This window comes from Pseudomonas sp. St29 (genome assembly GCF_001547915.1).
Lineage (GTDB): Bacteria > Pseudomonadota > Gammaproteobacteria > Pseudomonadales > Pseudomonadaceae > Aquipseudomonas.
In genome coordinates this window covers 2,778,723-2,802,218 of sequence record NZ_AP014628.1, presented here as the reverse complement: position 1 = coordinate 2,802,218, position 23,496 = coordinate 2,778,723, and the positions used below count along the sequence as shown (strand labels likewise).

The following is a 23,496-nucleotide window of genomic DNA, read 5'->3' as shown; positions in this document are numbered from 1 at the left end:
AGGCTAGGACTGGGGCCCCAGCAACACCTGCTGTTGGGCCGCGCACAACTCCATCAGGTAGTCCCAGACCACCCGCAGCCGCACCGACTTGTGCAGCTCGCGGCGAGTGCTGATCCAGTAGGCGCGCTGGATGCTCTCGGCCGGCAACAGCGGCACCAGCTGCGGGTCGGCGGCGGCCATGTAGCACGGCAGCACGGCGATCCCCAGGCCGGAACGGGCCGCCTCTTGCTGGGCGATGACGCTGGTGCTGTGGAACACCACTTGCGGGTTGCGGCAAAACTGGTTGAGGAACATCAGCTCCTGGCTGAACAGCAGGTCGTCGACGTAGCCGATCCAGGCGTGGCGCCCCAGGTCTTCGCGGCTGCGCAGCGGCGGCGCGCGGTCCAGGTAGCTCGGGCTGGCGTACAGCGCCAGGCGGTAGTCGGTGAGCTTGCGGGTCACCAGCATGTCGGCGCTGGGGCGTTCCAGGTGAATGCTGATCTCCGCCTCGCGGTTGAGAATGCTGACAAAGCGCGGCACCGCCACCAGTTCCACCTCCAGCCCCGGATAGCGCTCGAACAGCGCGGACATGCGCCCGGCGAGAAACTTCACCCCCAGGCCTTCGGTGACCCCCACGCGGATCTTGCCCAGGGGCGCGCTGGACTGGGTGATTTCTTCCTGCACCAGCAAGGCGACGTTTTCCATGGCCTCGGCGTGCTTGAGCAGCGCCTCGCCGGCCGGGGTCAGTTCATAGCCCTGGGCATGCTGGACGAACAGTGCGGTGCCCAGGGCCTTCTCCACCGCCTCGATATGCCGGGCCACCGTGGCGTGGGTGGTGTTCAGCCGCCGCGCCGCGGTGAGCAGGCGCCCGCTGCGTTGCAGTTCGAGAAAGTAGCGCAGGTCGTTCCAGTCGAACATGGAAAATCCTTATCGATGTCGAGGTTGGCGGCTGTTAGAAAACGCACAGCGGGTGGGCAAAAACTAACATTCTTTTGACGAAAGCTAACAACTAGGATGAGGCAACAAGAATCAGAACAAGAAGAGGTCATGGATGCTTCCCGCCTTTGACGCCTACGACTACATCGTGGTCGGCGCCGGTCCCGCCGGCTGTCTGCTGGCCAATCGCCTGTCGGCCAATCCCCAGCACCGGGTGCTGCTGCTGGAAGCCGGCGGCCGCGACAACTACCCCTGGATCCACATTCCCGTGGGCTACCTGTTCTGCATCGGCAACCCGCGTACCGACTGGTGCTTCAAGACCGAAGCCGAACCGGGCCTGCAGGGCCGCAGCTTGAGCTACCCGCGGGGCAAGGTGCTGGGCGGCTGCTCATCGATCAACGGCATGATCTACATGCGCGGCCAGGCCGCCGACTACGACGGCTGGGCCGCCGCAGGCAACCCGGGCTGGAGCTGGCAGGATGTGCTGCCGCTGTTCAAGAAAAGCGAAAACCACTTTGCCGGGGGCAGCGAGTTGCACGGCGCCGCCGGCGAATGGCGGGTCGAGCGCCAGCGCCTGTCGTGGCCGATCCTCGATGCCTTCCGCACTGCTGCGCAGCAGAGCGGCATCGGCAACATCGACGACTTCAACGGCGGCGACAACGAAGGCTGCGGCTACTTCCAGGTCAACCAGAAGGCCGGGGTGCGCTGGAACGCCGCCAAGGCCTTTCTCAAGCCGATCGCCCAGCGCCCCAACCTGGTGGTGCTGACCGGGGTCGAGGTGCAGCGGCTGATTCTCGAGGACGGCCGCGCCACGGCGGTACACGCCAGCTGCCAGGGGCGCCTGGAGCAGTTCAAGGCGCGCCGCGAGATCATTCTCTGCGCCGGCGCCATCGGCTCGCCAAGCATCCTGCAGCGCTCGGGCATTGGTCCGGCGCCGCTCCTGCAACGCTTGGGGGTAGGCGTCAGCCATGCCCTGCCCGGGGTCGGCGAAAACCTTCAGGACCACCTGCAACTGCGCTTGATCTACCAGCTGGAAAACGCCCGCACCCTGAACCAGATCGCCGGCAGCCTGTGGGGCAAGATGGGCATGGGCCTGCGCTACCTGTATGACCGCAGCGGCCCGCTGTCCATGGCCCCGAGCCAGCTGGGCGCCTTTGCCCGCTCGGGCCCGGAACAGACCCGGGCCAACCTCGAATACCACGTGCAGCCGCTGTCCCTGGAGCGCTTCGGCGAGCCCTTGCACAGCTTCCCGGCCTTTACCGCCTCGGTCTGCGACCTGCGTCCGCAGAGCCGGGGCCGGGTCGAGATCCGCTCGGTGGACGCCGGCGCTGCGCCGTTGATCCAGCCCAACTACCTGAGCCACCCGGAGGACCTGCGGATCGCCGCCGACGCCATCCGCCTGACCCGGCGCATCGTCGGCGCCCCGGCCCTGCAGCCGTTCAAACCCTGCGAATACCTACCGGGGCCGCAACTGCAAACCGAAGAGCAACTGCATGAAGCGGCGGCGCGAATCGGCACCACCATCTTCCACCCGGTGGGCACCTGCCGCATGGGCAGCGACGCCCACGCCGTGGTGGACGCGCAACTGCGGGTGCACGGCATTCCCGGGCTGCGCATTGCCGATGCCTCGATCATGCCGCGCATCACCTCGGGCAATACCTGCTCGCCGACCCTGATGATCGCCGAGAAGGCTGCCGAACTGATCCTCGCCAGCGTCCCCAGGAGTACCGTCCAGCACAAGCAACCCGCCACCCCGGCATGACCGTAGGAACAGATGCACCTGAGTAGGAGCTGGCTTGCCGGCGAAGGCGCCTCCAAGGCCGGCACCTGGTTCAAGGGCCTCTTCGCTGGCAAGCCAGCTCCTACGCAATAGCGGTAACAGTTGCACCCGAGGTAGGGGCCGCTTCGCTGGCAAGCCAGCTCCTACGGTCGGCAGGGAAACGAAGGCTTAACGCGCGCGCGGTAAGCCCGCAACAACGGCGCCGGTCACGGCGTCGGCAGTGGAACAACAACAATAATCACTGTAAGGAAGCCCCCCATGTCAGAACACGTACAGCCCCTGACCCCCACCCTGCAGGACACCACCGCCCAAGGCGGGCAGAAGGTCATCTTCGCCTCGTCCCTCGGCACGGTGTTCGAGTGGTACGACTTCTTTCTCTATGGCGCCCTGGCGGCGGTGATCAGCAAGCAGTTCTTCGCCGGGGTCAATGACACCACGGCGTTCATCTTCGCCTTGATGGCCTTCGCCGCCGGCTTCGTCGTGCGACCGTTCGGTGCCCTGGTGTTCGGGCGCCTGGGGGACATGATCGGGCGCAAGTACACCTTCCTCGCCACCATCGTCCTCATGGGCATGGCGACCTTCGCCGTGGGCCTGCTGCCCAACTACGCCAGCATCGGCATCGCCGCGCCGATCATCCTGGTGGCCCTGCGCATGCTCCAGGGCCTGGCCCTGGGCGGTGAGTACGGCGGCGCCGCGACCTATGTCGCCGAGCACGCGCCCCAGGGCAAGCGCGGCTTGCACACCAGCTGGATCCAGTCCACCGCGACCCTGGGCCTGCTGCTGTCGCTGCTGGTGGTGCTGGCCTGCCGTTACTTCACTGGCGATCAGTTCGAGGTCTGGGGCTGGCGCTTGCCGTTCCTGCTGTCCATCGTCCTGCTGGGCATCTCCACCTGGATCCGCATGAGCCTGCACGAGTCCCCGGCCTTCCTGAAAATGAAGGAGGAAGGCCGCGCCAGCAAGGCACCGATCCGCGAGTCCTTCGGCAAATGGGAGAACCTCAAGGTGGTGCTGATCGCCCTGTTCAGCATCAACGCCGGGCAGGCGGTGACCTTCTATGCCGCGCAGTTCTACGTTTTGTTCTTCCTGACCCAGTTCCTCAAGATGGACCCGGCCCTGGCCAACAGCCTGCTGATCATCAGCGTGGTGATCGGCGCACCAATGTTCATCTTCTTCGGCTGGCTCTCGGACAAGGTCGGCCGCAAGCCGGTGCTGATGCTCGGCCTGTTGCTGGCCACGCTGCTGTACTTCCCGATCTTCAAGGCCTTGGCCCACTACGCCAACCCGGCCATCGACCAGGCCAGCCGCCAGGCGCCGATCAGCGTCAGCGCCGACCCGGCCACCTGCACCTTCCAGTTCGACCCGGTGGGCAAGGCGCGCTTCGACAGCCCCTGCGACAAGGTCAAGACCTTCCTGGTGAAACAGGGCCTGCCCTACAGCAGCGTCGCCGCCCCGGCCGGCAGCCCGGTGCAGGTCAGCGTCGGCGAAGTGAAGATCGACGGCTTCGACGAAGCGGCCCTGCGCGGCGCGGTGACCCTGGCCGGCTATCCGCAGCAGGCCGATACCCAGAACGTCAACAAGCCCATGGTGGTGGTGCTGATCGTGGCGCTGATCCTGATTGCCGCCATGTGCTACGGGCCGCTGGCGGCGCTGATGGTGGAACTGTTTCCGACGCGGATCCGCTACACCTCGATGTCCCTGCCCTACCACATCGGCAACGGCTGGTTCGGTGGTTTCCTGCCGACCGTGTCCTTTGCCCTGGTGGTCTACACCGGCGATATCTTCTATGGCCTGTGGTACCCGGTGCTGATTACCGGGGTCAGCCTGGTGGTGGGGTTGTTGTGCCTGCGGGAAACCCGCGATGTGGACATCAACCATGGCTGATGGCCAAGCCAACTCCGCCGCCGGCCTGGCTTTCGGGCTGATGCTGAGGAACTGATGGTCGGTGCACAGCCAGGCGGCCCGGAACAGCACCCCGGAGCACAGGAATGCGGGCTTCGACGGGCCGCCGCAATCCTGCCGGGTGTCGCTGTCCAGCGGGTTGAGGCGGGCCAGCATGTCGCTGCCCCGGTCGGCCCGCGCCCTGGGCAACAGGCACAGGTGTAGAGCGGCTTGAATAAAGCCCCGGGTTGCGCCACTGTCTCGGCACTTTTTCCGGCGGAGTCCGAACATGCTGTTGATCTTTCCCACGGTGCTGGCCCTGGCCTTGATCCTGATGTTGTGGCGCCGTCAGAACGCCCTCCGGGCCTTGCGCCGGGAAGCCCATATCCGCAATTTCACCCTGCCGCCCAGGCTGTTCGAACCGCTGCGCACCCAGCATCCGCACCTGAGCCTCAAGGACTGCCAACTGGTGGCCCAGGGCTTGCGCCAGTTCTTCCTGGCCTACCTCAAGGGCGGCCAGCACTACGTGTCGATGCCATCCCAGGTGGTGGACGACCTGTGGCACGAGTTCATCCTGCATACCCGGGATTACCAGCAGTTCTGCGACAAGGCCTTCGGCCAGTTCCTCCATCACACGCCCGCCGCAGTGCTCGGCCAGGACGCCGCGCGCAAAAGCGACAACGGCCTGCGTCGGGTCTGGCGTCTGGCCTGCCTGGAAGAAAACATCAACCCTGCCCAGCCCAGCCGCCTGCCGCTGCTGTTCGCCCTGGATGCCAAGCTGAAAATCGCTCGGGGCTTTCACTACGTCGCTGACTGCCAGTCCCTGCGGCGTCTGACGGACAACGCCACCACGGCTGCCGTGGTGCACTGCGGCAGCGAGCTGTACAGCAGTTCCTTCGACAGCGACTCCTCCAGCAGTGGCAGCGACAGTGACGGCTCGCGTTTCGGCGGCGACGGGGACAGTGGCGGCAGCGATGGCGGCGGGGGCGACAGCAGCGGTTGCGGGGGCGGCGGTTGTGGCGGCGGGGGCGGCGACTGATCACCCGTGGGCCAGCGCCACCGACAGCCAGGTGGCCGAGGCAATGTCCTGGCGCTGTGATTTGCCTGGCGCGGGCGCAGACCAGGAGGCTTGCCTGAGCGTTGAGCGAAACCGACACAGGCACACGGGCTGGGCGCGATGCCCAGCACCCACATCAGAGCGCGCGGGCGTGAAAAAAACCGGGCGTTAGAACAAGCGGATCGCCAGTCCGAAAACGCTCGCCCCATACCATGACTTCTTCTTGCGACGGCAACAGCATGGGGCGTAATCGATACCCTTTGAGCAGGGCCTCGACGCCTTGAGCAAAATCATGCCCAACAAAAAGCATTATGGGCGCGACCAATCCGTTCGAGAACAAACGGCCTTGGCTATCCAACCAGAGCTGTGCATGACCATGATGTACATCACCCAGGCAAACAAAGTGGGTGTGCAGCGCTTCTTGCCAGCCATGTACTTGTTCATCGGGGCACGCAGGACACCCAAACTCTATGTCACTAGAGGCACACTCCGCCCCCGCGCCGGTATGCCCTACGGTCAATTCGCCAAATGCTTGCAGGATGCGAAATGCCGGATGTGCGCGGGGTACGTGACTATCAACCACAACGGCCCTGCCAGGGGCCCACCCGGCATCTCTGAAAAACGGCTCTATGTTCGGAGTAAGGAGGTTCATGCGGCGAAGATAATCAAAGTGCAGGAAAACCGCAAAAGCCCTGTATACGGCCCCTGCCGGAAGGCTATCAGCTGCTCTGCGCGTCAAGTCGACATCCACGACTATCGACGGCCAGCCAATGCCTGCCTCGATCAAACCTGCCCAGGACCGGGGAAAACAAGGGGAAGAGTGATGTGGAAGCGGCGCATCGCGCGCCGCTCCACTGTTTCCGATCAATCAGGCGATGATGTCGGTGACAGCCGCCTGGCCCACGGTGCCCACGGCGAAGTCCACCGCGCCATGACCGGTCAGGTCGATCATCAGGCTGGTCTGGTTGGTTTCGACAAAGTAGGTGAGGATCGCATCGCCGGCGTGGCCAGTGAAGCCGCTGACGAAGTTCAGGGTGGCGCCGGTGGAGGCAAACAGGCCGCTGAGGTCGATCTTGTCCTCGCCACTGGCGAAATCCATGATCCAGTCCGGGGCGTCGAAGGTCGAATCCGAGGCCGCGCCGAACACGAAGGTGTCGGCCCCTGCCCCGCCCCACAGCGTATCGCCACCGCCACCGCCGTAGAGGATGTCGTTGCCGGCACCGCCTTCGAGGATGTTCGCCGCAGCGTTGCCGATCAGCAGGTCATTGCCCGAACCGCCGATGGCGTTTTCCACGGTCACGCCGTGGGCGATGGAGACGTTGCCCACCAGGCCGCCAACGTCGGAGAAGCCGCCCTGGTTGAGGTTGATCTTCTGGTTCTGGCTGAAGCCGGAGAAGTCCAGGGTGTCGTTGCCGCCACCGTCCCACACCGCGAACACCAGTTTGTCGGCATTGGAGTCGGCACTGTAGAAATCCCGCCCGGTGTTGGAGTTGAAGCCGTACACCGTGTCGTCGGCGCGGGTTTCAAGGTTGGCGCCATAGAGCTTCTGCACCGCGACGATATCGTCGAGCAACGGTGCCGAAGCATAGGCGCCGCTGCCGTCCTTGCTGAAGTTCTGCCCGGTGTTGCCCTCGCTCCAGTAGCTCATCAGGCTGTAGCCGCGGGTGTCCTGGGCGTAGGTGACATCGTTGTAGGTGGGGTTGCCGTTGCCGGCGTTGTACACACCCGGGTGGGACAGGCCCAGGGTGTGGCCGATCTCGTGGGTCAGGGTCTGACGACCGTAGTTGCCGTTGCCCGGGGTTTCGTTGACCCGATACTGGTCGTTGATCAGGTACCAGGACTGGCCGTCGTAGCTGCCGCCGGACGGCAGGTAGGCGAAGGCTGCGCCGCCGGTGCTGACGTTGTAGTTGCCGAAGGTCATGTGACCATCGCCACCCTTGGCGGCCTCGCTGAAGGTGACGTTGGCCACGTCCGACCAGGACTGCAGGGACAACAGCGCCTGGGCCTTCTGCAAGGCGCTGAACTCGCTGAAGCTGCCCAGGGCCGGGTTGTAGTTGGCCGGCTTTTCAGTGAGGAAACTGTAGGTCAGGTCGATCTTGCCGTCGCCATTCTGGTCGTGCCAGGACAGGCCCTTGCGCAGGATCGAATCCGCCGCCTGGTCGGCGGTGAAGGATGGCTTGCCGTTCACCAGCGCGCTGCCACCGCGGTCATACAGGTGGCTGAAGGTCTGGACCTGCAGGTAGGCACTGCTGGCCGCTGCACCGGGAATGATCGCGTTTTCGTTGATTTGCGAGAGTGTCTTCGACATTGCTACGTCCTTGTTCAAGACAAAAATTTTCCGATAGAACAGCCACGACCCCGCCCGCGAGATCGTCCTATCACTCGCCCGTTGAGGCGCAGAAAAACTGACACAATCGTCAACTTCCAGTCCACGATTTTCTTTGTCTGACAATCGTCCGAAAGCGCTCTGGCCCGGGGTGGATTTTCCACTCGCGCGCCGCTCCGGCAGCGGATAGGCTAAGCAGCGATCGGAGGCAGAAAATGCTCACACCAAGCGCTGCCCCGCCGCTGTTCCATGAGGAGTCCGCTATGCGCAAAATCCTGCTGCTGGGCACTTTGATGATCTTCGCCGGCGCTGCCCACGCCGAAGGCATTCCGCTGTTCAACGTCTCCTGCCCGGGCAATCTGGCGGTCAGCGCCGACCAGGGCGGACCGATTTACATCAACGGCAAGGCGGTCAAGAACAGCGCCGTGGATGACCGGCATTTCCAGGTCAAGACCGCTGAAATCACCCTGGCCATCAGCGTCGAAGACGACGATTCGGTGACCGTGAAGTACACCGACAAGCATGGCGCCAGTGGCCTGTGCGAAGCGGTGGACGATTGAGCCGCCCTTAGTCTTTTCTCCCTCAACCACAAGAGCCGAGCATGCACATCAGCGCACTCCCCTTTGTCACCACCGACTGGTCGACGATCGAACCCACCGAGCATCGCGGCGAAACCGGCAGCGCGTTCTGGCGCACCCGGCAGTTCGGCGCGATCCGCGTGCGCATGGTCGAATACACCCCGGGCTACCTGGCCGACCACTGGTGCTCCAAGGGCCACATCCTGCTGTGCCTGGAAGGCGAACTGCACACCGAACTGGAGGACGGCCGGCGCTTCGTGCTGACCCCGGGCATGAGCTATCAGGTGGCGGACAACGCCGAGCCGCACCGCTCATCTACTGCGCGGGGGGCCAAGTTGTTCGTGGTGGATTGAGGCGCTTCAGAACAGCCCCATCTGGCCACCCACCAGGGTGCTGAAATCGTCCTGGACAAAGGGCAGGATGGCATCTGCCACCGGTTGCAATTGCCGGGTCAGGTAGTGCTCGTAGTCGATGGCGGCGCGGCGGTTTTCCAGGGGCTCGGGGCCGGCCAGGGTGATCACGTACCTGATCCAGCCGCCGTTCTGGTACTGCAACGGCCGGCCCTGCTCGCGGTTGTAGTCATCGGCCAGGCGCGCGGCGCGGACATGGGGCGGCACGTTGCGCTCGTAGTCATCCAGCGGCCGGCGCAGGCGCTTGCGGTAAATCAGCAAATCATCCAGTTGCCCGGCCAGGGTGCGGTGCACGTAGTCGCGCACATAGTCCTGATAGGGCTGGCGGTGGAAGATCCGCCGGTACAGCTCCTGCTGGAATTCCCGGGCCAAGGGCGACCAGTCGGTGCGCACGGTTTCCAGGCCCTTGTAGACCATCTCCTGGCGGCCATCGGCGCGCTGCACCAGCCCGGCGTAACGCTTCTTGCTGCCCTCTTCGGCGCCGCGGATGGTGGGCATCAGAAAGCGCTTGTAGTGGGTTTCGAACTGCAACTCCAGGGCGCTTTCCAGGCCGTACTCTTGCTGCAGGTGCTCGCGCCACCACTGGTTGACGTGGGCCACCAGGGCACGGCCGATCAACGCCGCCTGCTCCTCGTCATGCAGGCTGCCGAGCCAGACGAAAGTCGAGTCGGTATCGCCATAAATCACCTGATGCCCCTGGGCTTCGATCAACTGCCGGGTACGGGCCATGATCTCGTGGCCGCGTAGGGTGATGGAGGACGCCAGGCGCGGGTCGAAGAAGCGACAACCGCTGGAACCCAGCACCCCGTAGAAGGCGTTCATGATGATCTTCAACGCCTGGGACAGCGGCGCATTGTGCTCGCGCTTGGCCACCTCGCGGCCCTCGGCGACCCGGGTCACGATCGAGGGCAGGCAATGCCGGGTGCGGGAAAAACGCGCGCCGCGAAAGCCCGCCACCGAATACTGCTCGTCCGGTTGGCGCAGGCCTTCCACCAGGCCCACCGGGTCGATCAGGAAGCTGCGGATGATCGAGGGGTACAGGCTCTTGTAGTCCAGCACCAGCACCGATTCGTAGAACCCGGGCCGCGAATCCATGACAAAGCCGCCGGGGCTGGCCTGGGGCGGCAGTTCGCCGAGGTTGGGCGCGACGAAGCCCTGGCGATGCATCAGCGGCATGTACAGGTGGGTGAAAGCGGCCACCGAACCGCCACTGCGGTCGGCGGGTAGCCCGGTGACGGTGGCCCGCTCCAGCAGGAAGGTCAGCAACTCGGTCTTGGCGAAGATCCGCGTCACCAGTTCGCAGTCCTTGAGGTTGTAGCGGGCCAGGGCCGGCTTGTCCTCGGCGAACATGCGGTTGATTTCGTCCATGCGCTGGTAGGGGTTGTCGATCGACTTGCCCTCCCCCAGCAGCGTCTGGGCGACGTTTTCCAGGCTGAAGGACGGGAAGCTCCAGGTCGCCGAACGCAACGCTTCGATGCCGTCGATGATCAAGCGGCCGGCGGCCGAGGCGAAATAGTGGGTACGGCTGCCGTGCTCGCGCCACTGCATTTCCTCGCCGCCACGTCCCAGGCGCAGCGGTACCGCCAGGCGCCGGGCATGCTCGTGGAGCACCCGCAGGTCGAACTGCACCAGGTTCCAGCCAATGATCGCGTCCGGGTCGTGCTCGGCCAGCCATTGGTTGAGTTTCTCCAGCAACTGCTCGCGGCTGGCGCAGAACTCCAGGTCGAAATCCACCGCGCTGTCGTCTTCCCGGGCCTTGCCGAGCATGTACACCTGGCGCTGGCCGCAGCCTTCCAGGGCGATGGAATAGAGCTCGCCGCGTTCGCTGGTCTCGATGTCCAGGGACACCAGCTTGAGGGTTGGGCGGTAGTCCGGCGCCGGCTTCATCTGCGCTTCCAGCAACAGGCCGTCGGGCCCTGGCAGGCCGCCGAAAGACACCGGCGCGGTGATGAAACGCTCCATCAGGTAGCGCTCGGGCGGCCGCACATCGGCCTCGAACACCTCGACGCCGGCGCGGCGCAGGGTCTTGTCCAGGCGCATCAGCTGATTGTGTTGCGGGCAGTACAGGCCCAGAACCGGGCGCTGATGGAAGTCCCGCAGTTGCAGGGGGCGCAGTTCGACATCCGGGTCGTCCGCCAGCAAGCGTTCGGCCTGAGGACGCTGCACCGCCGGGATAAAGGCTACGGAAGTCTGCAACGGCAAGCGGAGCCGCCGCGGCCCCTGATCGGTGGCCAGCCAGAATTCGACTTCCGTGCCTGCCGGCGTATCGCGCCAGTGCCGGGTCAGGACGAAGCCTTGTTGTACATCCACCGCTGCAACCTCAGAGCCGTTTCAAGGCGCCGATTCTACCTGTCCCGGGCGGCGATAGGGTGTCTGGATGATGGCTTTGACGCTTTTGTCAGACAATATGTAGTGCTTGAAAATTTTCACTACAAAACCGTTGACGCGAAGATTTCGCCCTTGCATGATGCAGACGTCTCCCCGATCGGGGGACGAGGCAAAGGTGTTATGAGCAAGCTCGTCTGACCGCCGAGCTGTGACCCGGATGTGTACTGCCCACAAGGCAGATTGATGAAACTGACCTGGCATTGATCGTCCAGTACAAGGACCGGAAGCCGGCGAAAACTCTTCAAGATGCTTGTGGCCGATGGTGGGAATGTCGGCAGCTTCATCCAGGTTTACGCTGCTTCTCTTCGTTGTGACGCTATTGCGTAGCAGTTAATCAAGGCAACTACACGCATCAGGCTCTGGGCCTTATCTGTATCCGACAGACACCCTCTGTCGCCCTGTTTCCGGTATCAGGGTTCAACTTACCGACGTAGCAAGATGAATTAGCGAATCAACTTAGATAGATCGATAAATGGTCAAGGGGGCTACAAATGAATCTTAATAATCAACCCACTATTGATGAATTGGCACGCATGTTCGCCGCACAGAAAGACAGCCACGACAGCCACATTCTGTGGATTGCCAAGTCGGGCCAAGTGCACATCGACTGCCTGTCGCCCCATAGCCATGAAGCAGAGTTCGACCAGAACAACCGGGAGCTGGCAGCCCGCCTGAAGATGTACCGCCGCGGCCAGGGCTACGTCGGCAAGAAAGCCGCCGCCGACAAGGACTTCATTGGCCGGGTACTGGAGACCCTGAAAGCCGAATGGCAATCACTGCGGGACAAATCGGAAGTTCGGGTTATTGATCGGTTTTGTTGAGTAGTGCGGTCAATTTGCTGATTAAAAATTCTTGATACAACAATAAAAATGAGGCGCTCTTCAGAGCGCCTCATTTTATTAACTCAAACTATTCGAATCTCTGCCTAGGGGGCTTGCTTGTCGGCAAAGAGAATAACCATCCTGTCAGTTCAACAAGCCCACCACCAACAGGTCGGATTAAAAGACCATCATACACAGCTTCCCGGCTCTCCATGCTCTCCCCTTCACAACAGTACTAATATCTTTTCACATCATCCTTGCATCAAATCCTGAGAAACGCTTCCTCAACCATGCCGCTGAAGACGCATATCTATTCAACTTGATATTCCATGAAAGGTATTAGCCCCAGCTAAAATCAGGTTTTATTACACACTCCACCCCAACAGACTCAAGCCGCCTCTTGACTCTTAAAACTTTAACTGCCGGACCAGAAAACACTAAAGAAGACTCCCGCTGAAGAACCTCTCTTGACATCAAAAAATTACAACCCAGCACTTCTGACACTGCCCTTATATGAGCCAGGTCACTATAGTCCCCGCGACAGAAAACTTTATACTCCTGATCATCCACTTCAATATCTGGAAAACGTGTAGTGACCAACGACCAACCACAACAGGAGCATCTTAATCCTTCGCAACGCCCCTCACTCAATAAAGACAGTTCGCCCCCGCATGAGCCACAGGTTACAAGAGAGGAATCCTTCATCATGACTGTCCTTAATTAAATATTTCAAACCCTCTCCACCTCACAACATCCGACATATTAAAAACCAAAACCTGCAACCATCAATTAACCTTGCGCCTAAAGAAAATAAAATATAGAACCCCACCTACACACTACGAGACCGTTATCACGATAGATGGAAAAGCCTCTACACCCGTGAAACTTACAACACTTTTATCTCAAAAACACCGCCAATGCCTCCTTCGAAGATTCGACAATTCTCATCCACTCCGGTGTTGCCAGATACTCTGCATCTTCCAGTTCTACCCCATGCAAGAGAAACAGTTCGTTAATACTCCTGACAACATCTTCAACCGATTGCGCTTCTGCCTCTCCCAGCAGGACAAGTCCAATCCAGGAGCGGGCATCCGTTGCTAAGCCTGTATCATCGAATAAAAAATGAATGGCATAATCAAGCTCGTCATAAAACGTATCTGAAGCCTCCCTCTGAACCCAGGCTCGATATTGATAGTTAATATCTGAGAGCCCTCGCAAGTAGCCAATCAGTTCGTCCCTCATTGAGGGGAATTTTAACTTTGGAAACACCCACGGCTCCATATCCACTCCCCCATTTTTACCAGCAATGAGCCTGCTAATACCTCAGCTCAGACTCTATGACGCCTTCAGCGACCCGCTTCGAACCTTCAGTCAGATAAAATCCTTGACCCAGTTGCAGCTCCCCATAACTCAAAAACCGATGATAGGTGAGTTCAACCTCGACAGAGAGCAGAGAAGCAAAACTGGCACCTTCTGGAATGCCGATTATCCGCACCGCCAAGCCCTCATCCAGAGTGTCCGTATGAAAGTAAGGTGCGTAGCCATCGCCCTCTGGCATAGTCAAACGCCCACCACTATCTGGGGACAAGAAACTGATACTCGCCCTAAAACCAGCAGTACGCATGTTCAATCTACTCACTCCTGAGCCCCTCCTACTTAGCCAGTAAGCCTCACACAAGCACTCACACCACAACAGCCAGCCTCAGAATACAAAAAAGCCCGGACCTGGTCCGGGCTGAGTTGAATTATTGAAACGGCGTTTAATTCATACAGACACAAGCGTACCAGGCCGCTGCAGATACCTCAGAACGCAAAACACGAACACCCAAACGCCCCCCAGAACCCCTGGAAGTCACTCACCGGCACATTGGACATACGCGCCTTCTGGTGCCCGTGGGCATGCACCGCGCAGGGTCCGCTGCACTGGTGCACCTGGTTCTGCAGCGGTGCGTTGGGCTTCCAATGCCCCGGCACCTTGGCCACCGGCGACCAGTCCGGGGTCACCGGCAGGCTCGGCGGGGCCAGTTTGGCGAAGTCGCCGGCCGCGTGGACCACCTTGCCATCCACCACGGTCAGCAGGGATTCGATCCACTTGATCGCCTCTTCCTCGACGCTGAAGTAGTCCGCCGACAGGGCCACCAGGTCCGCCAGTTGCCCGACCTTGATCTGGCCTTTCTTGCCCTGTTCCGAAGAGAACCAGGCGCTGCCGTGGGTATACAGTTCCAGCGCGGTGTCGCGGCTCAAGCCCTGGGGATACAGCTCCAGGCCACCAACCGTGCGACCGCTGACCATCCAGTACAAGGAGGTCCAGGGGTTGTAGCTGGACACCCGGGTGGCGTCGGTGCCGGCACCCACCGGAATGCCTTCGGCGAGCATGCGCTGGATCGGCGGGGTCATCTCGGCGGCCTTGGCGCCGTAGCGTTCGACGAAGTACTCGCCCTGGAAGGCCATGCGGTCCTGGATCGCGATGCCGCCGCCCAGGGCCCGTACCCGCTCGATGTTTTTCGGGCTGATGGTTTCCGCATGATCGAAGAACCACGGCAAGCCGTTGAAGGGGATGTCGCGGTCGACCTTTTCGAAGACGTCGAGCATCCGCGAGATGGATTCGTCGTAGGTGGCGTGCAGGCGAAACGGCCAGCGCTGCTCCACCAGGTGGCGCACCACCGGTTCCAGCTCCTGCTCCATGGTCTGCGGCAGATCGGGGCGCGGTTCGAGGAAGTCCTCGAAGTCGGCGGCGGAGAACACCAGCATCTCCCCTGCCCCGTTGTGCCGCAGGAAGTCGTCGCCCTGACCGTAGGTGACACTGGACGTCCAGTGCTTGAAGTCGGCCAGTTCTTCCTTGGGCTTCTGGGTGAACAGGTTGTAGGCGATGCGCACGGTCAGTTGCTGCTCAGCCGCCAGCTGGTTGATCACCTGATAGTCGTCCGGGTAGTTCTGGAAGCCGCCGCCGGCATCGATGGCACTGGTGACCCCCAGGCGGTTGAGCTCGCGCATGAACTGGCGGGTCGAGTTGACCTGATATTCCAGGGGCAACTTGGGCCCCTTGGCCAGGGTCGCATACAGAATCATCGCGTTGGGCCGGGCGATCAGCATGCCGGTGGGGTTGCCATTGCCATCGCGGACAATCTCGCCGCCGGGCGGGTTCGGCGTGTTGCGGTCATAGCCCACCACCCGCAGCGCGGCACGGTTGAGCAAGGCGCGGTCATACAGGTGCAGGACGAACACCGGGGTGTCCGGCGCCGCCTGGTTCAGTTCCTCCAGGGTCGGCATGCGCTTCTCGGCGAACTGGAATTCGTTCCAGCCGCCCACCACCCGTACCCACTGCGGCGCCGGGGTGCGCAGGGCCTGTTCCTTGAGCAGGCGCAGGGCATCGGCCAGGGACGGCACGCCCTCCCAGCGCAGTTCCAGGTTGTAGTTGAGTCCGCCGCGGATCAGGTGCAAGTGCGAGTCGTTGAGCCCGGGGATCACCGTGCGCCCCATCAGGTCAATGACCTGGGTGCCGGCACCGCGCAGGGCCATGGCCTGGGCGTCATTGCCCACGGCAATGAAGCGCCCGTCCTTGATCGCCACCGCACTGGCCCGGAGCCGGGCCCGGTCCACGGTGTGCAGGCGGCCGTTGAACAGAATCAGATCCGCAATTGCATCGGGTTTCATGGCATTGCTCCAAACGAAGGTCGGGAAGGAATCAGGCCGCGCTGCGCGGTTGCAGCCAGCGGCGGAACAGGCGCGTGACCCGGGGCATGAAGACGTAGACCACCAGCAGCACGATGCTCAGGGTGATCAGTACCGTGGCCGGCACATAGCCACCAAGCCAGGGCAGCAGGGCAAACACCGGCTTCCACAACTGCGGCACCAGGAAGCTCAGCGGCAGGATCACCAGGAAGGTCACGCAGGCCTGCTTCCAGCGTGGCGGTGGCGTTGGCGCCGCGCTGTCCTGGGGGGTGAACCAGAATTCGCGATCGGCGTTGATTTCGGTCTGGTCGCCATCGGCCAGCAGGTGCTGGGCCTGCTCTACCAGCTCGCGGCGGTCGGCGGAATCCAGCCAGTTCTGCAACTGCTCGGTGCTGGCAAAGCGCAGCACGCTGGTGAACAGCCCGAGACCGCCGCTGTGGCCGCGGACCACGTCGATGCCCAGGTGTCCCGGGTAGCTGCGGGCCTTGGCGATGATCTGCCGCAGCCAGGTTTCATAGGCCTGTTCCTGGCCCTGCTTGATCCGGTGGCGCACCAGCAGGGTCACGACACCATCGGTGAGTTCGATGTTCATCAGAAGGCTCCAGGGTCCGGGAGGAGATGGCATCGGGGGCAGCCCGGCTGCCCCCGCGCTTCACAGTTAAGCTCAAGGTTGCTGGATGAACGTCAGCAAATCGTGGTTGAGACGCTCCTTGTGGGTGTCGGTCAAGCCGTGGGGCGCGCCGGGATAGACCAGCAGTCGGGCGTTGGCGATCAGCTTGGCCGACGCCCGGCCCGCAGCGTCGATGGGTACGATCTGATCATCGTCGCCATGCACCACCAGGGTCGGGATATCGAAGCGCTTCAGGTCTTCGGTGAAGTCGGTTTCGGAGAACGCCTTGATGCAGTCATAGGCATTCTTGTGCCCGGCCTGCATGCCCTGCAGCCAGAAGCTGTCGATCATGCCCTGGGACACCTTGGCCCCCGGACGGTTGAAGCCGAAGAACGGGCCACTGGCAATGTCCTTGTACAGCTGCGAACGGTCGGCCAAGGCGCCGGCGCGGATGCCGTCGAACACCTCCAGCGGCAGGCCCCCGGGGTTGGTTGCGGTCTTGAGCATCAGCGGCGGCACCGCCGAGATCAGCCCGGCCTTGGCCAGGCGCCCGGTGCCATGGCGGCCGATGTAGCGCGCCACTTCGCCACCGCCGGTGGAGAACCCCAGGAGCACCGCATCCTGCAGGTCCAGATGCTCGATCAACTGCGCCAGGTCGTCGGCGTAGGTGTCCATGTCATTGCCGTCCCAGGGCTGGCTGGAACGTCCATGACCGCGCCGGTCGTGGGCGATGACGCGGTAGCCATGCTCGGCCAGGAACAGCATCTGCGACTCCCAGCTGTCGGCGCTCAGGGGCCAGCCGTGGCTGAAGACCACGGGCTGACCGCTGCCCCAGTCCTTGTAATAGAGTTCGGTGCCGTCGCGAGTGATGAAGGTGCTCATGTCAAATGTCCTTATGTTCGAGAGATCAACACCGGACACCGACGGCATCCGGTACATCAGGTCCTGGCCTTTTCTCCGGCAAGCCGGCTCCTACAGCTGACGCTGCGGGGCCTTGTGCACCATGCTGTAGGCGTAGTCCACGCCCATACCGTAGGCGCCGCTGTGCTCCAGCACCAGGCCCATGACCGCGTCGTAGGTGTCCTTGTGCGCCCAGTCGCGCTGGTATTCCAGCAGCACCTGCTGCCAGGTCACCGGCACCGCGCCGGCCTGGATCATCCGCTGCACGGCCATGTCGTGGGCTTCCTGGCTGGTGCCGCCGGAGGCATCGGTGACGATGTACACCTCATAACCTTCGGCCAGGGCTTCCAGGGCCGGGAAGGTCAGGCAGACCTCGGTCCACAGCGCCGCCATCACCAGTTTCTTGCGCCCGGTGGCCTTCACCGCCTCCACCAGCTTGCGGTCTTCCCAGGAGTTCATCGAGGTGCGTTCGATGGGCTGCTGACCGGGGAACACCGCCAGCAGTTCCGGCCAGATATAGCCGCTGAAGCTTTCGGTTTCCACCGAGGTGAGGATGCTCGGCACGTTGAAAATCTTGGCCGCCTTGGCCAGGGCCACGGTGTTGTTCTTCAGGGTCTGGCGATCGATCGATTGCACGCCGAAGGCCATCTGCGGCTGGTGGTCGATGAGGATCAGGGCGGAGTTGGCGGGGTTGAGCAATTCACGAATGGACATGGCGCGTTCCTTTTGCAGTCAGAGAGTGAGGGTCGAACATGACCGGCTGATGGCGCTGCTTGCGCCCCGTTGCGTCCGGCTTGGTGGCTAATTTAGGCCTTGTCCGAAATCGGAACAATTCCCTAAAATCTGGAATCATTGATTCCAAATAAGGGACAATCATGGACCGCATCCAATGCATGCGCGCTTTCGTCGTCACCGTTGATGAGAATGGCTTTGCCGCCGCCGCCCGAGCCATGGACGTGCCCCGCTCCAAGGTCAGCAAACAGATCCAGGCCCTGGAAGAGGCCATTGGCGTGCAACTGCTGCAGCGCACCACCCGCAGCCTGCACCTGACCGAAGCCGGCGCCGAGTACTACGAAAACGCCCGGGAGGTGCTGGCGGCCCTGGACGAGGCCGAACAACGGGCCCGGGACGGCGTCGCCGAACTGCGCGGCGTGTTGCGGGTCAACGCGCCGATGTCCTTCGGCCTGCGCCGGCTCGGGCCGCTGGTGCCGCTGTTCCATGAACAGCACCCGCTGATCGAGTTGCAGCTGGTGCTCAGCGACCAGCAGGTGGATCCGGTGCGCGGCGGTTTCGACGTCACCCTGCGCATCGCCAGCCTGCCGGATTCGTCGATGGTGGCCCGGCAGCTGGCGCCGGCGCCGCGGATCATGGTGGCCGCGCCCAGCTACCTGGCCCGGGCCGGAGTGCCCGGCCATCCCAAGGACCTGAGCAGCCACCAGTGCCTGAACTACGGCTACCTGCAAAGCGGCGTCAGCCTGCAATTGAACAACGGCAGCGACACCCAGCGGGTGCACGTCACCGGGCCGCTGCACGCCAACAACGGCGACCTGCTGGCCCAGGCCGCCGAGGCAGGAATGGGCATCGCCCTGCTGCCGGACTTCATCGTCGAGGATGCCCTGGCGGCCGGACGCCTGGTGCCGGTGCTGTGTGAATGGCAGGCGCCGCCCATCAGCATCAACGTGGTCTACCCCTCGGCGCGGCGGGTGCCGCAGAAGACTCGGGTGTTTATCGATTTTCTGGTGGGGCATCTGACGGAAAAAACCGTGGTCTGAGCCAGCTGACAGACGTGCGCCTTCGCCCGCAAGCGGGCCCCTACACTCAGAGAAGTGTTCCCGGCATAGGCGCAGCTCATCATGAAAATTCCCCCCAGGCTGGCCGTCTCCAGCCTTCTCGGCGCCCTCGCCTACCTGGGCCTGGCGATCTGGGGCATTGGCGGTTTCGCCACCTTCTTCGGCCATCCACAGTTGACCCTGATCACCCTCGCCACCCTGCTGATGGTGGTCGCTTCGCTGTCCAGCGAGGTCAACCTGAGCAGCGGCGTGCGGGAAGATCAGGGCAACCGTTGGGTGCTGCCGGTGTTCGGGGTGATCGGCCTGTTGAGCGGCTTTGTCCCGGCTTACAGCGACCGCATGGATTTCTGCACTTTCGGCGGCGAAGGCCTGCGCTGGCTCGGCGCCTTGCTGTTCATCCTCGGCGGTGTGCTGCGCCTGTGGCCGGTGTTCATCCTCGGCCGGCGCTTCAGCGGCTTGGTGGCGATCCAGCCCGGTCACCAGTTGGTGGTAGACGGCCTCTATCGCCACCTGCGCAACCCCAGTTACCTGGGTTTGCTGGTGAACGCCGTGGGCTGGGCCCTGGCGTTTCGCTCGGGGCTGGGGTTGCTGCTGGCGGCGCTGACCCTGATTCCGCTGATCGCGCGGATTCATGCCGAGGAAGCCCTGTTGCTGGAGCATTTCGGCCAGGCGTATGAAGATTATTGCGCCCGTAGCTGGCGCCTGCTGCCCGGTGTCTACTGAAGCGCTGTAAAAAAAATCAGACACTTCTGCCGACAAGGACGCACCGCTCTAGCACGCGCCTCTGCCCATGGTTGAGAGGCACTCGCCAGGGGCCTTGGGCCCTTTACCCCCCTTACATTGGCTGGCGGATTCTTGCAGTATTGATCCGCCCTGAGCCTGCGGCGCCCTGTATTCGCCCTGCCAGTGCCCGGTTCCTATCAAGAATAATCACCACGAACTCGACAGCGAGATCACCCGGCGATGTGCCCCCTGAGCCCGTATCACGGATTCGACAGATCAGCTCCCGCGCCCCTGCACTGTGGCCGCGGTGGTGATGTCGACGCTCGGCTCTCGCTGCCCCGCTCACGCCCCGTCACGCCTCATGAGGTTCATGAGGACCGCGCCGCCGTTATCGGCTTGTACTTGCTGGACAGGTCCTGCCCATGAAGCTTCTGGTCAACCTGCCCATGGCCCTGTGCCGCTCCCGTCTGCGCCACTCCTCACGTCCTCCGGATCACTCGCCTGCGGCCTGATCGCGCGCCCCTGCGCGTAACGCCCCAGAACTGATTTCTGCCCTTGCAACCGAGCCGTGCGCGGCATCGTTGCAGGACCTGAAAACCTGCGCGCCCCAATGGCGCAAGCGAGAATCCGATGAAATTTGCCGCCCTCGATGAAGCCCGTGACTTCCTGGCCGCCCACCCCGATATCGACATGATCGAGCTGTTCATCCTCGACGCCAACGGCGTGCCCCGAGGCAAACTGCTGCACCGCGAAGAACTGCTGGCGGTGTATGAAAGCGGCCGGCCGCTGCCCAGCACCATCCTCGGTCTGACCCTCAATGGCGACGACGTCGAGAACTCCGGCCTGGTGTGGGACGTCGGCGATATCGACTGCCGCGCCTACCCACTGGCCGGCAGCCTGGTACGCCTGCCCTGGCGGCAGATCCCCACTGCCGCGGTGCAGGTCAGCATGCACCCGCAAGAGGGCATGCCCGCCAGCATCGCCGACCCGCGCCACCTGCTGATCAAGGTCATCGACGGGCTCAAGGCCGAGGGTTACCACCCGGTAATGGCCTGCGAACTGGAGTTCTACCTGCTGGACGCCAAGCGTGACGGCAACGGCCGGCCGCAACCGGCCCTGGACGCCGACGGCGGGCGCCCGCGCAGCACCCAGGTCTATGGCCTGCGCGAGCTGGAGCAGATCGAACCGTTCCTCGCCGACCTCTACGCCGCCTGCAAACTGCAAGGCATACCAGCGCGCACGGCGATCTCCGAATACGCCCCGGGGCAGGTGGAAATCACCCTGGAGCACGGCGATGCCCTGCAGGCCATGGACCAGGCCGTGCGCTACAAGCGCCTGGTCAAGGCCGTGGCCCACAAGCACGGGATGCAGGCCACCTTCATGGCCAAGCCGTTCGATCACCTGGCCGGCACCGGCATGCACATGCACGTGAGCATTGCCGATGCGGCGGGCCGCAACCTGTTCGCCTCCGAGAATCCGGCCGGCACCCCGCTGCTGCGGGAGGCCGTGGGCGGCATGCTCGCGTCCCTGCTCGACTCCCTGCTGCTGTTCTGCCCCAACGCCAACTCCTACCGGCGCTTCCAGGCCAACAGCTACGCGCCCCTGGCCCCCACCTGGGGCGTCGACAACCGCACCGTGAGCCTGCGGGTGCCCGGCGGCCCGGCCAACAGCCGGCACATCGAACACCGCATCTGCGGTGCCGACGCCAACCCCTATCTCGCGGCAGCGGCGATTCTCGCCGGGGTGCATCGCGGCCTGCGGGAACACCTCGATCCGGGCGATCCGGTAGAGGGCAACGGCTATGCCCAGGCCACCGAGTTGCTGCCCACCGACTGGCTGACCTCGCTGACCGCCCTGGAGCAATCGGCCTGGGCCCGAGATGCCCTGGGCAGTGAATTCCTCGGGGTGTACCTGGCGGTCAAGCGCGCCGAATACCGCCAGTTCATGGCCGAAGTCGGCGAACAGGACTGGCGCTGGTACCTGACCCAGGCCTGAGCCCCCAGTGACGATCTGCGCGCCTGGCCAGGCAGGCGGCCTTGCCGAACCTGAGCCAGGCCCGCCAGATCACCGCCCCCTACCCTTCCCGGTCGCCGCCAGGCCACCCGGTTGATTGTCTACGAGGAATTGCCCATGAACGCCGCCTTCGACACGCGGACCCCGGCAGCCGAGCGCTGCCCCAGCTACTACAGCGCCACCCTGAACCAGGAAACCCACTACCCGACCCTGCAAGGCACCCATCAAGCGGATGTGGTGATCATCGGCGGCGGCTTCACCGGCGTCGCCAGCGCGGTGGAACTGGCCGAACGTGGCCTCAAGGTGGCCATCGTCGAAAGCCACAAGATCGGCTGGGGCGCCAGTGGGCGCAACGGCGGACAGGTCACCGGCAGCCTTTCCGGCGACGAGGCCATGCGCAAGCAGATGGGCCGCAGCCTCGGCAAGGAAGTCGACGACTTCATCTGGAACCTGCGCTGGCGCGGGCACCGGATCATCCAGCAGCGGGTGCAAAAGTACGCCATCGCCTGCGACCTCAAGCACGGTCATCTGCACGCCGCCTACAAGCCCAGCCACCTGCAGGGGCTGCGCGCCGACTACGAAGAAGCGCTGCGCCGCGGCATGGGCGACGAAGTCAGCCTGCTGGACCGGGCCCAGGTCCGCGGACTGCTGGAAAGCGACCTCTATCACGGCGCGATCAAGAACACCCGCAACCTGCACCTGCACCCGCTGAACCTGTGCCTCGGCGAAGCCCGGGCTGCCGAAAGCCTGGGAGCGCTGATCTTCGAACACAGCCAGGTGCTGGAAATCGTCCACGGTGAGCGCCCGGCAGTCATCACCGCCCAGGGCCGCATCGACGCCAAGCAGGTGCTGCTGGCCGGCGACGTCTACCACAAGCTGGAGCCGAAAAAACTCAAGGGCAAGATCTTCCCGGCCATGGGCGGCATCGTCACCACCGAGCCGTTGGGCGACCTGGCCAGGCGCCTGAACCCGGAGGATCTGGCGGTCTACGACTGCCGCTTCGTGCTCGACTACTACCGCATGACCGCCGATGGCCGCCTGCTGTTCGGTGGCGGCGCCAACTACAGCGGCAAGGATTCGCGGGACATCGCCGGCGAACTGCGCCCGTGCATCGAGCGCACCTTCCCGGCACTCAAGGGCGTGGGCATCGATTTCCAGTGGAGCTGCGCCATGGGCATCGTGATCAACCGCATCCCCCAGTTGGGCAAGCTTTCGGACAACGTCTGGTACTGCCAGGGCTACTCCGGGCATGGCGTGGCCACCAGCCACATCATGGGCGAGATCATGGCCGAAGCCCTGACCGGCCACCTCGGCCACTACGACACCTTCGCCGCCTGCCAACACATCCGCGTGCCCTTCGGCGACCAGTTGGGCAACCCGATGCTCGCGGCGGGCATGTGGTACTACCAGATGCTGGAGAAACTGCGCTGAGGGTTCGCTCCACCTCCTGTCGCCGCTGACGCAGCCCGGGGACGGCTCGGGCGGCTACCGGTGCAACAAGATGCCAGGCCTGACTGGCCGACTACCCGGACAGTCAGGCCTGCCTGTTGGCGTCGACTGCACCGTCGTGGGCAACCTCCTCCCGCGGCTGCAGACATCCTCACGGAAAGCCAGTCGCTCCTGAGCTTCAAACAT

General features: G+C 63.3%; 20 protein-coding genes and 1 pseudogene. 10 read left to right on the top strand and 11 right to left on the bottom strand.

The genetic code is table 11. The annotated features are described in order from the left end of the window. Positions 1–3: 3 nt before the first annotated feature. Positions 4–897 (bottom strand): LysR family transcriptional regulator, encoded by an 894-nt coding sequence (locus tag PST29_RS12735; protein WP_060838803.1) that lies wholly within the window; start codon positions 895–897, stop codon positions 4–6. 133 nt (positions 898–1,030) lie between these two features. On the opposite strand from PST29_RS12735, the gene PST29_RS12730 reads away from it, so the two are divergent. Next, entirely contained in the window at positions 1,031–2,677 is a 1,647-nt protein-coding gene (locus PST29_RS12730) for a GMC family oxidoreductase (RefSeq protein WP_060843276.1), read from the top strand. Positions 2,678–2,953: 276 nt separating this feature from the next. Next, positions 2,954–4,576, top strand: a complete 1,623-nt coding sequence (locus tag PST29_RS12725; protein ID WP_060843275.1) for an MFS transporter — start codon at positions 2,954–2,956, stop codon at positions 4,574–4,576. 24 nt (positions 4,577–4,600) lie between these two features. Here the strand turns inward: PST29_RS12725 and PST29_RS32760 are convergent. Beyond that, positions 4,601–4,750, bottom strand: a pseudogene (locus PST29_RS32760) (DUF2599 domain-containing protein); the annotation flags it as partial. A 112-nt stretch (positions 4,751–4,862) separates the two neighbouring features. Between PST29_RS32760 and PST29_RS12720 the strand changes: the two are divergent. After that, positions 4,863–5,612, top strand: coding sequence for a glycine-rich domain-containing protein (locus PST29_RS12720; RefSeq protein WP_060843274.1), 750 nt, complete (start codon positions 4,863–4,865; stop codon positions 5,610–5,612). A 154-nt stretch (positions 5,613–5,766) separates the two neighbouring features. On the opposite strand, the gene PST29_RS30985 is transcribed toward PST29_RS12720, so the two are convergent. Beyond that, positions 5,767–6,369 carry an SUKH-3 domain-containing protein gene (locus PST29_RS30985; RefSeq protein ID WP_129405577.1) on the bottom strand — a complete coding sequence of 201 codons (603 nt, stop codon included), beginning with the start codon at positions 6,367–6,369 and terminating at the stop codon, positions 5,767–5,769. Between the two features lie 129 nt (positions 6,370–6,498). Then, positions 6,499–7,938, bottom strand: a complete 1,440-nt coding sequence (locus PST29_RS12715; protein WP_060843273.1) for a serralysin family metalloprotease — start codon at positions 7,936–7,938, stop codon at positions 6,499–6,501. A 281-nt stretch (positions 7,939–8,219) separates the two neighbouring features. Here PST29_RS12715 and PST29_RS12710 point away from each other — a divergent pair, with 281 nt between their 5' ends. Beyond that, entirely contained in the window at positions 8,220–8,516 is a 297-nt protein-coding gene (locus PST29_RS12710) for a hypothetical protein (RefSeq protein WP_016968706.1), read from the top strand. A gap of 41 nt (positions 8,517–8,557) precedes the next feature. Continuing rightward, a complete protein-coding gene (locus tag PST29_RS12705) occupies positions 8,558–8,887 on the top strand; it encodes a DHCW motif cupin fold protein (protein ID WP_060843272.1) in 330 nt (109 codons plus the stop codon). Between the two features lie 6 nt (positions 8,888–8,893). Here the strand turns inward: PST29_RS12705 and PST29_RS12700 are convergent, their stop codons facing one another. Beyond that, a complete protein-coding gene (locus PST29_RS12700; protein WP_060843271.1) occupies positions 8,894–11,254 on the bottom strand; it encodes a DNA polymerase II in 2,361 nt (786 codons plus the stop codon). 569 nt (positions 11,255–11,823) lie between these two features. Between PST29_RS12700 and PST29_RS12695 the strand changes: the two genes are divergently transcribed. Further along, positions 11,824–12,153: a hypothetical protein gene (locus PST29_RS12695; protein WP_041117563.1), complete on the top strand. Its 330-nt coding sequence runs from the start codon at positions 11,824–11,826 to the stop codon at positions 12,151–12,153. A gap of 897 nt (positions 12,154–13,050) precedes the next feature. On the opposite strand, the gene PST29_RS12690 is transcribed toward PST29_RS12695, so the two are convergent. The 6 genes from PST29_RS12690 to PST29_RS12665 form a co-directional block, all read right to left on the bottom strand. Then, entirely contained in the window at positions 13,051–13,422 is a 372-nt protein-coding gene (locus PST29_RS12690; protein ID WP_232513233.1) for an SCO4402 family protein, read from the bottom strand. Positions 13,423–13,468: 46 nt separating this feature from the next. Further along, entirely contained in the window at positions 13,469–13,783 is a 315-nt protein-coding gene (locus tag PST29_RS12685) for a hypothetical protein (protein WP_060843269.1), read from the bottom strand. Between the two features lie 173 nt (positions 13,784–13,956). Continuing rightward, complete coding sequence (locus PST29_RS12680) at positions 13,957–15,807, bottom strand: amidohydrolase (protein WP_060843268.1); 1,851 nt, start codon at positions 15,805–15,807, stop codon at positions 13,957–13,959. Positions 15,808–15,838: 31 nt separating this feature from the next. Continuing rightward, on the bottom strand, positions 15,839–16,417 hold the full coding sequence (locus PST29_RS12675; RefSeq protein WP_060838795.1) for an antibiotic biosynthesis monooxygenase: 579 nt from the start codon (positions 16,415–16,417) through the stop codon (positions 15,839–15,841). A gap of 72 nt (positions 16,418–16,489) precedes the next feature. Continuing rightward, positions 16,490–17,317 carry an alpha/beta fold hydrolase gene (locus PST29_RS12670; protein WP_060843267.1) on the bottom strand — a complete coding sequence of 276 codons (828 nt, stop codon included), beginning with the start codon at positions 17,315–17,317 and terminating at the stop codon, positions 16,490–16,492. Positions 17,318–17,407: 90 nt separating this feature from the next. After that, positions 17,408–18,049, bottom strand: a complete 642-nt coding sequence (locus tag PST29_RS12665) for a hydrolase (protein WP_060838793.1) — start codon at positions 18,047–18,049, stop codon at positions 17,408–17,410. Between the two features lie 161 nt (positions 18,050–18,210). Here PST29_RS12665 and PST29_RS12660 point away from each other — a divergent pair, with 161 nt between their 5' ends. The 4 genes from PST29_RS12660 (at position 18,211) to PST29_RS12645 (ending at position 23,292) form a co-directional block, all read left to right on the top strand. After that, a complete protein-coding gene (locus PST29_RS12660; protein ID WP_060843266.1) occupies positions 18,211–19,107 on the top strand; it encodes a LysR family transcriptional regulator in 897 nt (298 codons plus the stop codon). Positions 19,108–19,188: 81 nt separating this feature from the next. After that, entirely contained in the window at positions 19,189–19,848 is a 660-nt protein-coding gene (locus tag PST29_RS12655) for a methyltransferase family protein (protein WP_060838791.1), read from the top strand. 630 nt (positions 19,849–20,478) lie between these two features. Beyond that, positions 20,479–21,843, top strand: coding sequence for a glutamine synthetase family protein (locus tag PST29_RS12650; RefSeq protein ID WP_060838790.1), 1,365 nt, complete (start codon positions 20,479–20,481; stop codon positions 21,841–21,843). Between the two features lie 135 nt (positions 21,844–21,978). Next, positions 21,979–23,292 carry an NAD(P)/FAD-dependent oxidoreductase gene (locus PST29_RS12645; protein ID WP_060843265.1) on the top strand — a complete coding sequence of 438 codons (1,314 nt, stop codon included), beginning with the start codon at positions 21,979–21,981 and terminating at the stop codon, positions 23,290–23,292. The last annotated feature ends 204 nt before the right edge of the window (positions 23,293–23,496 follow it).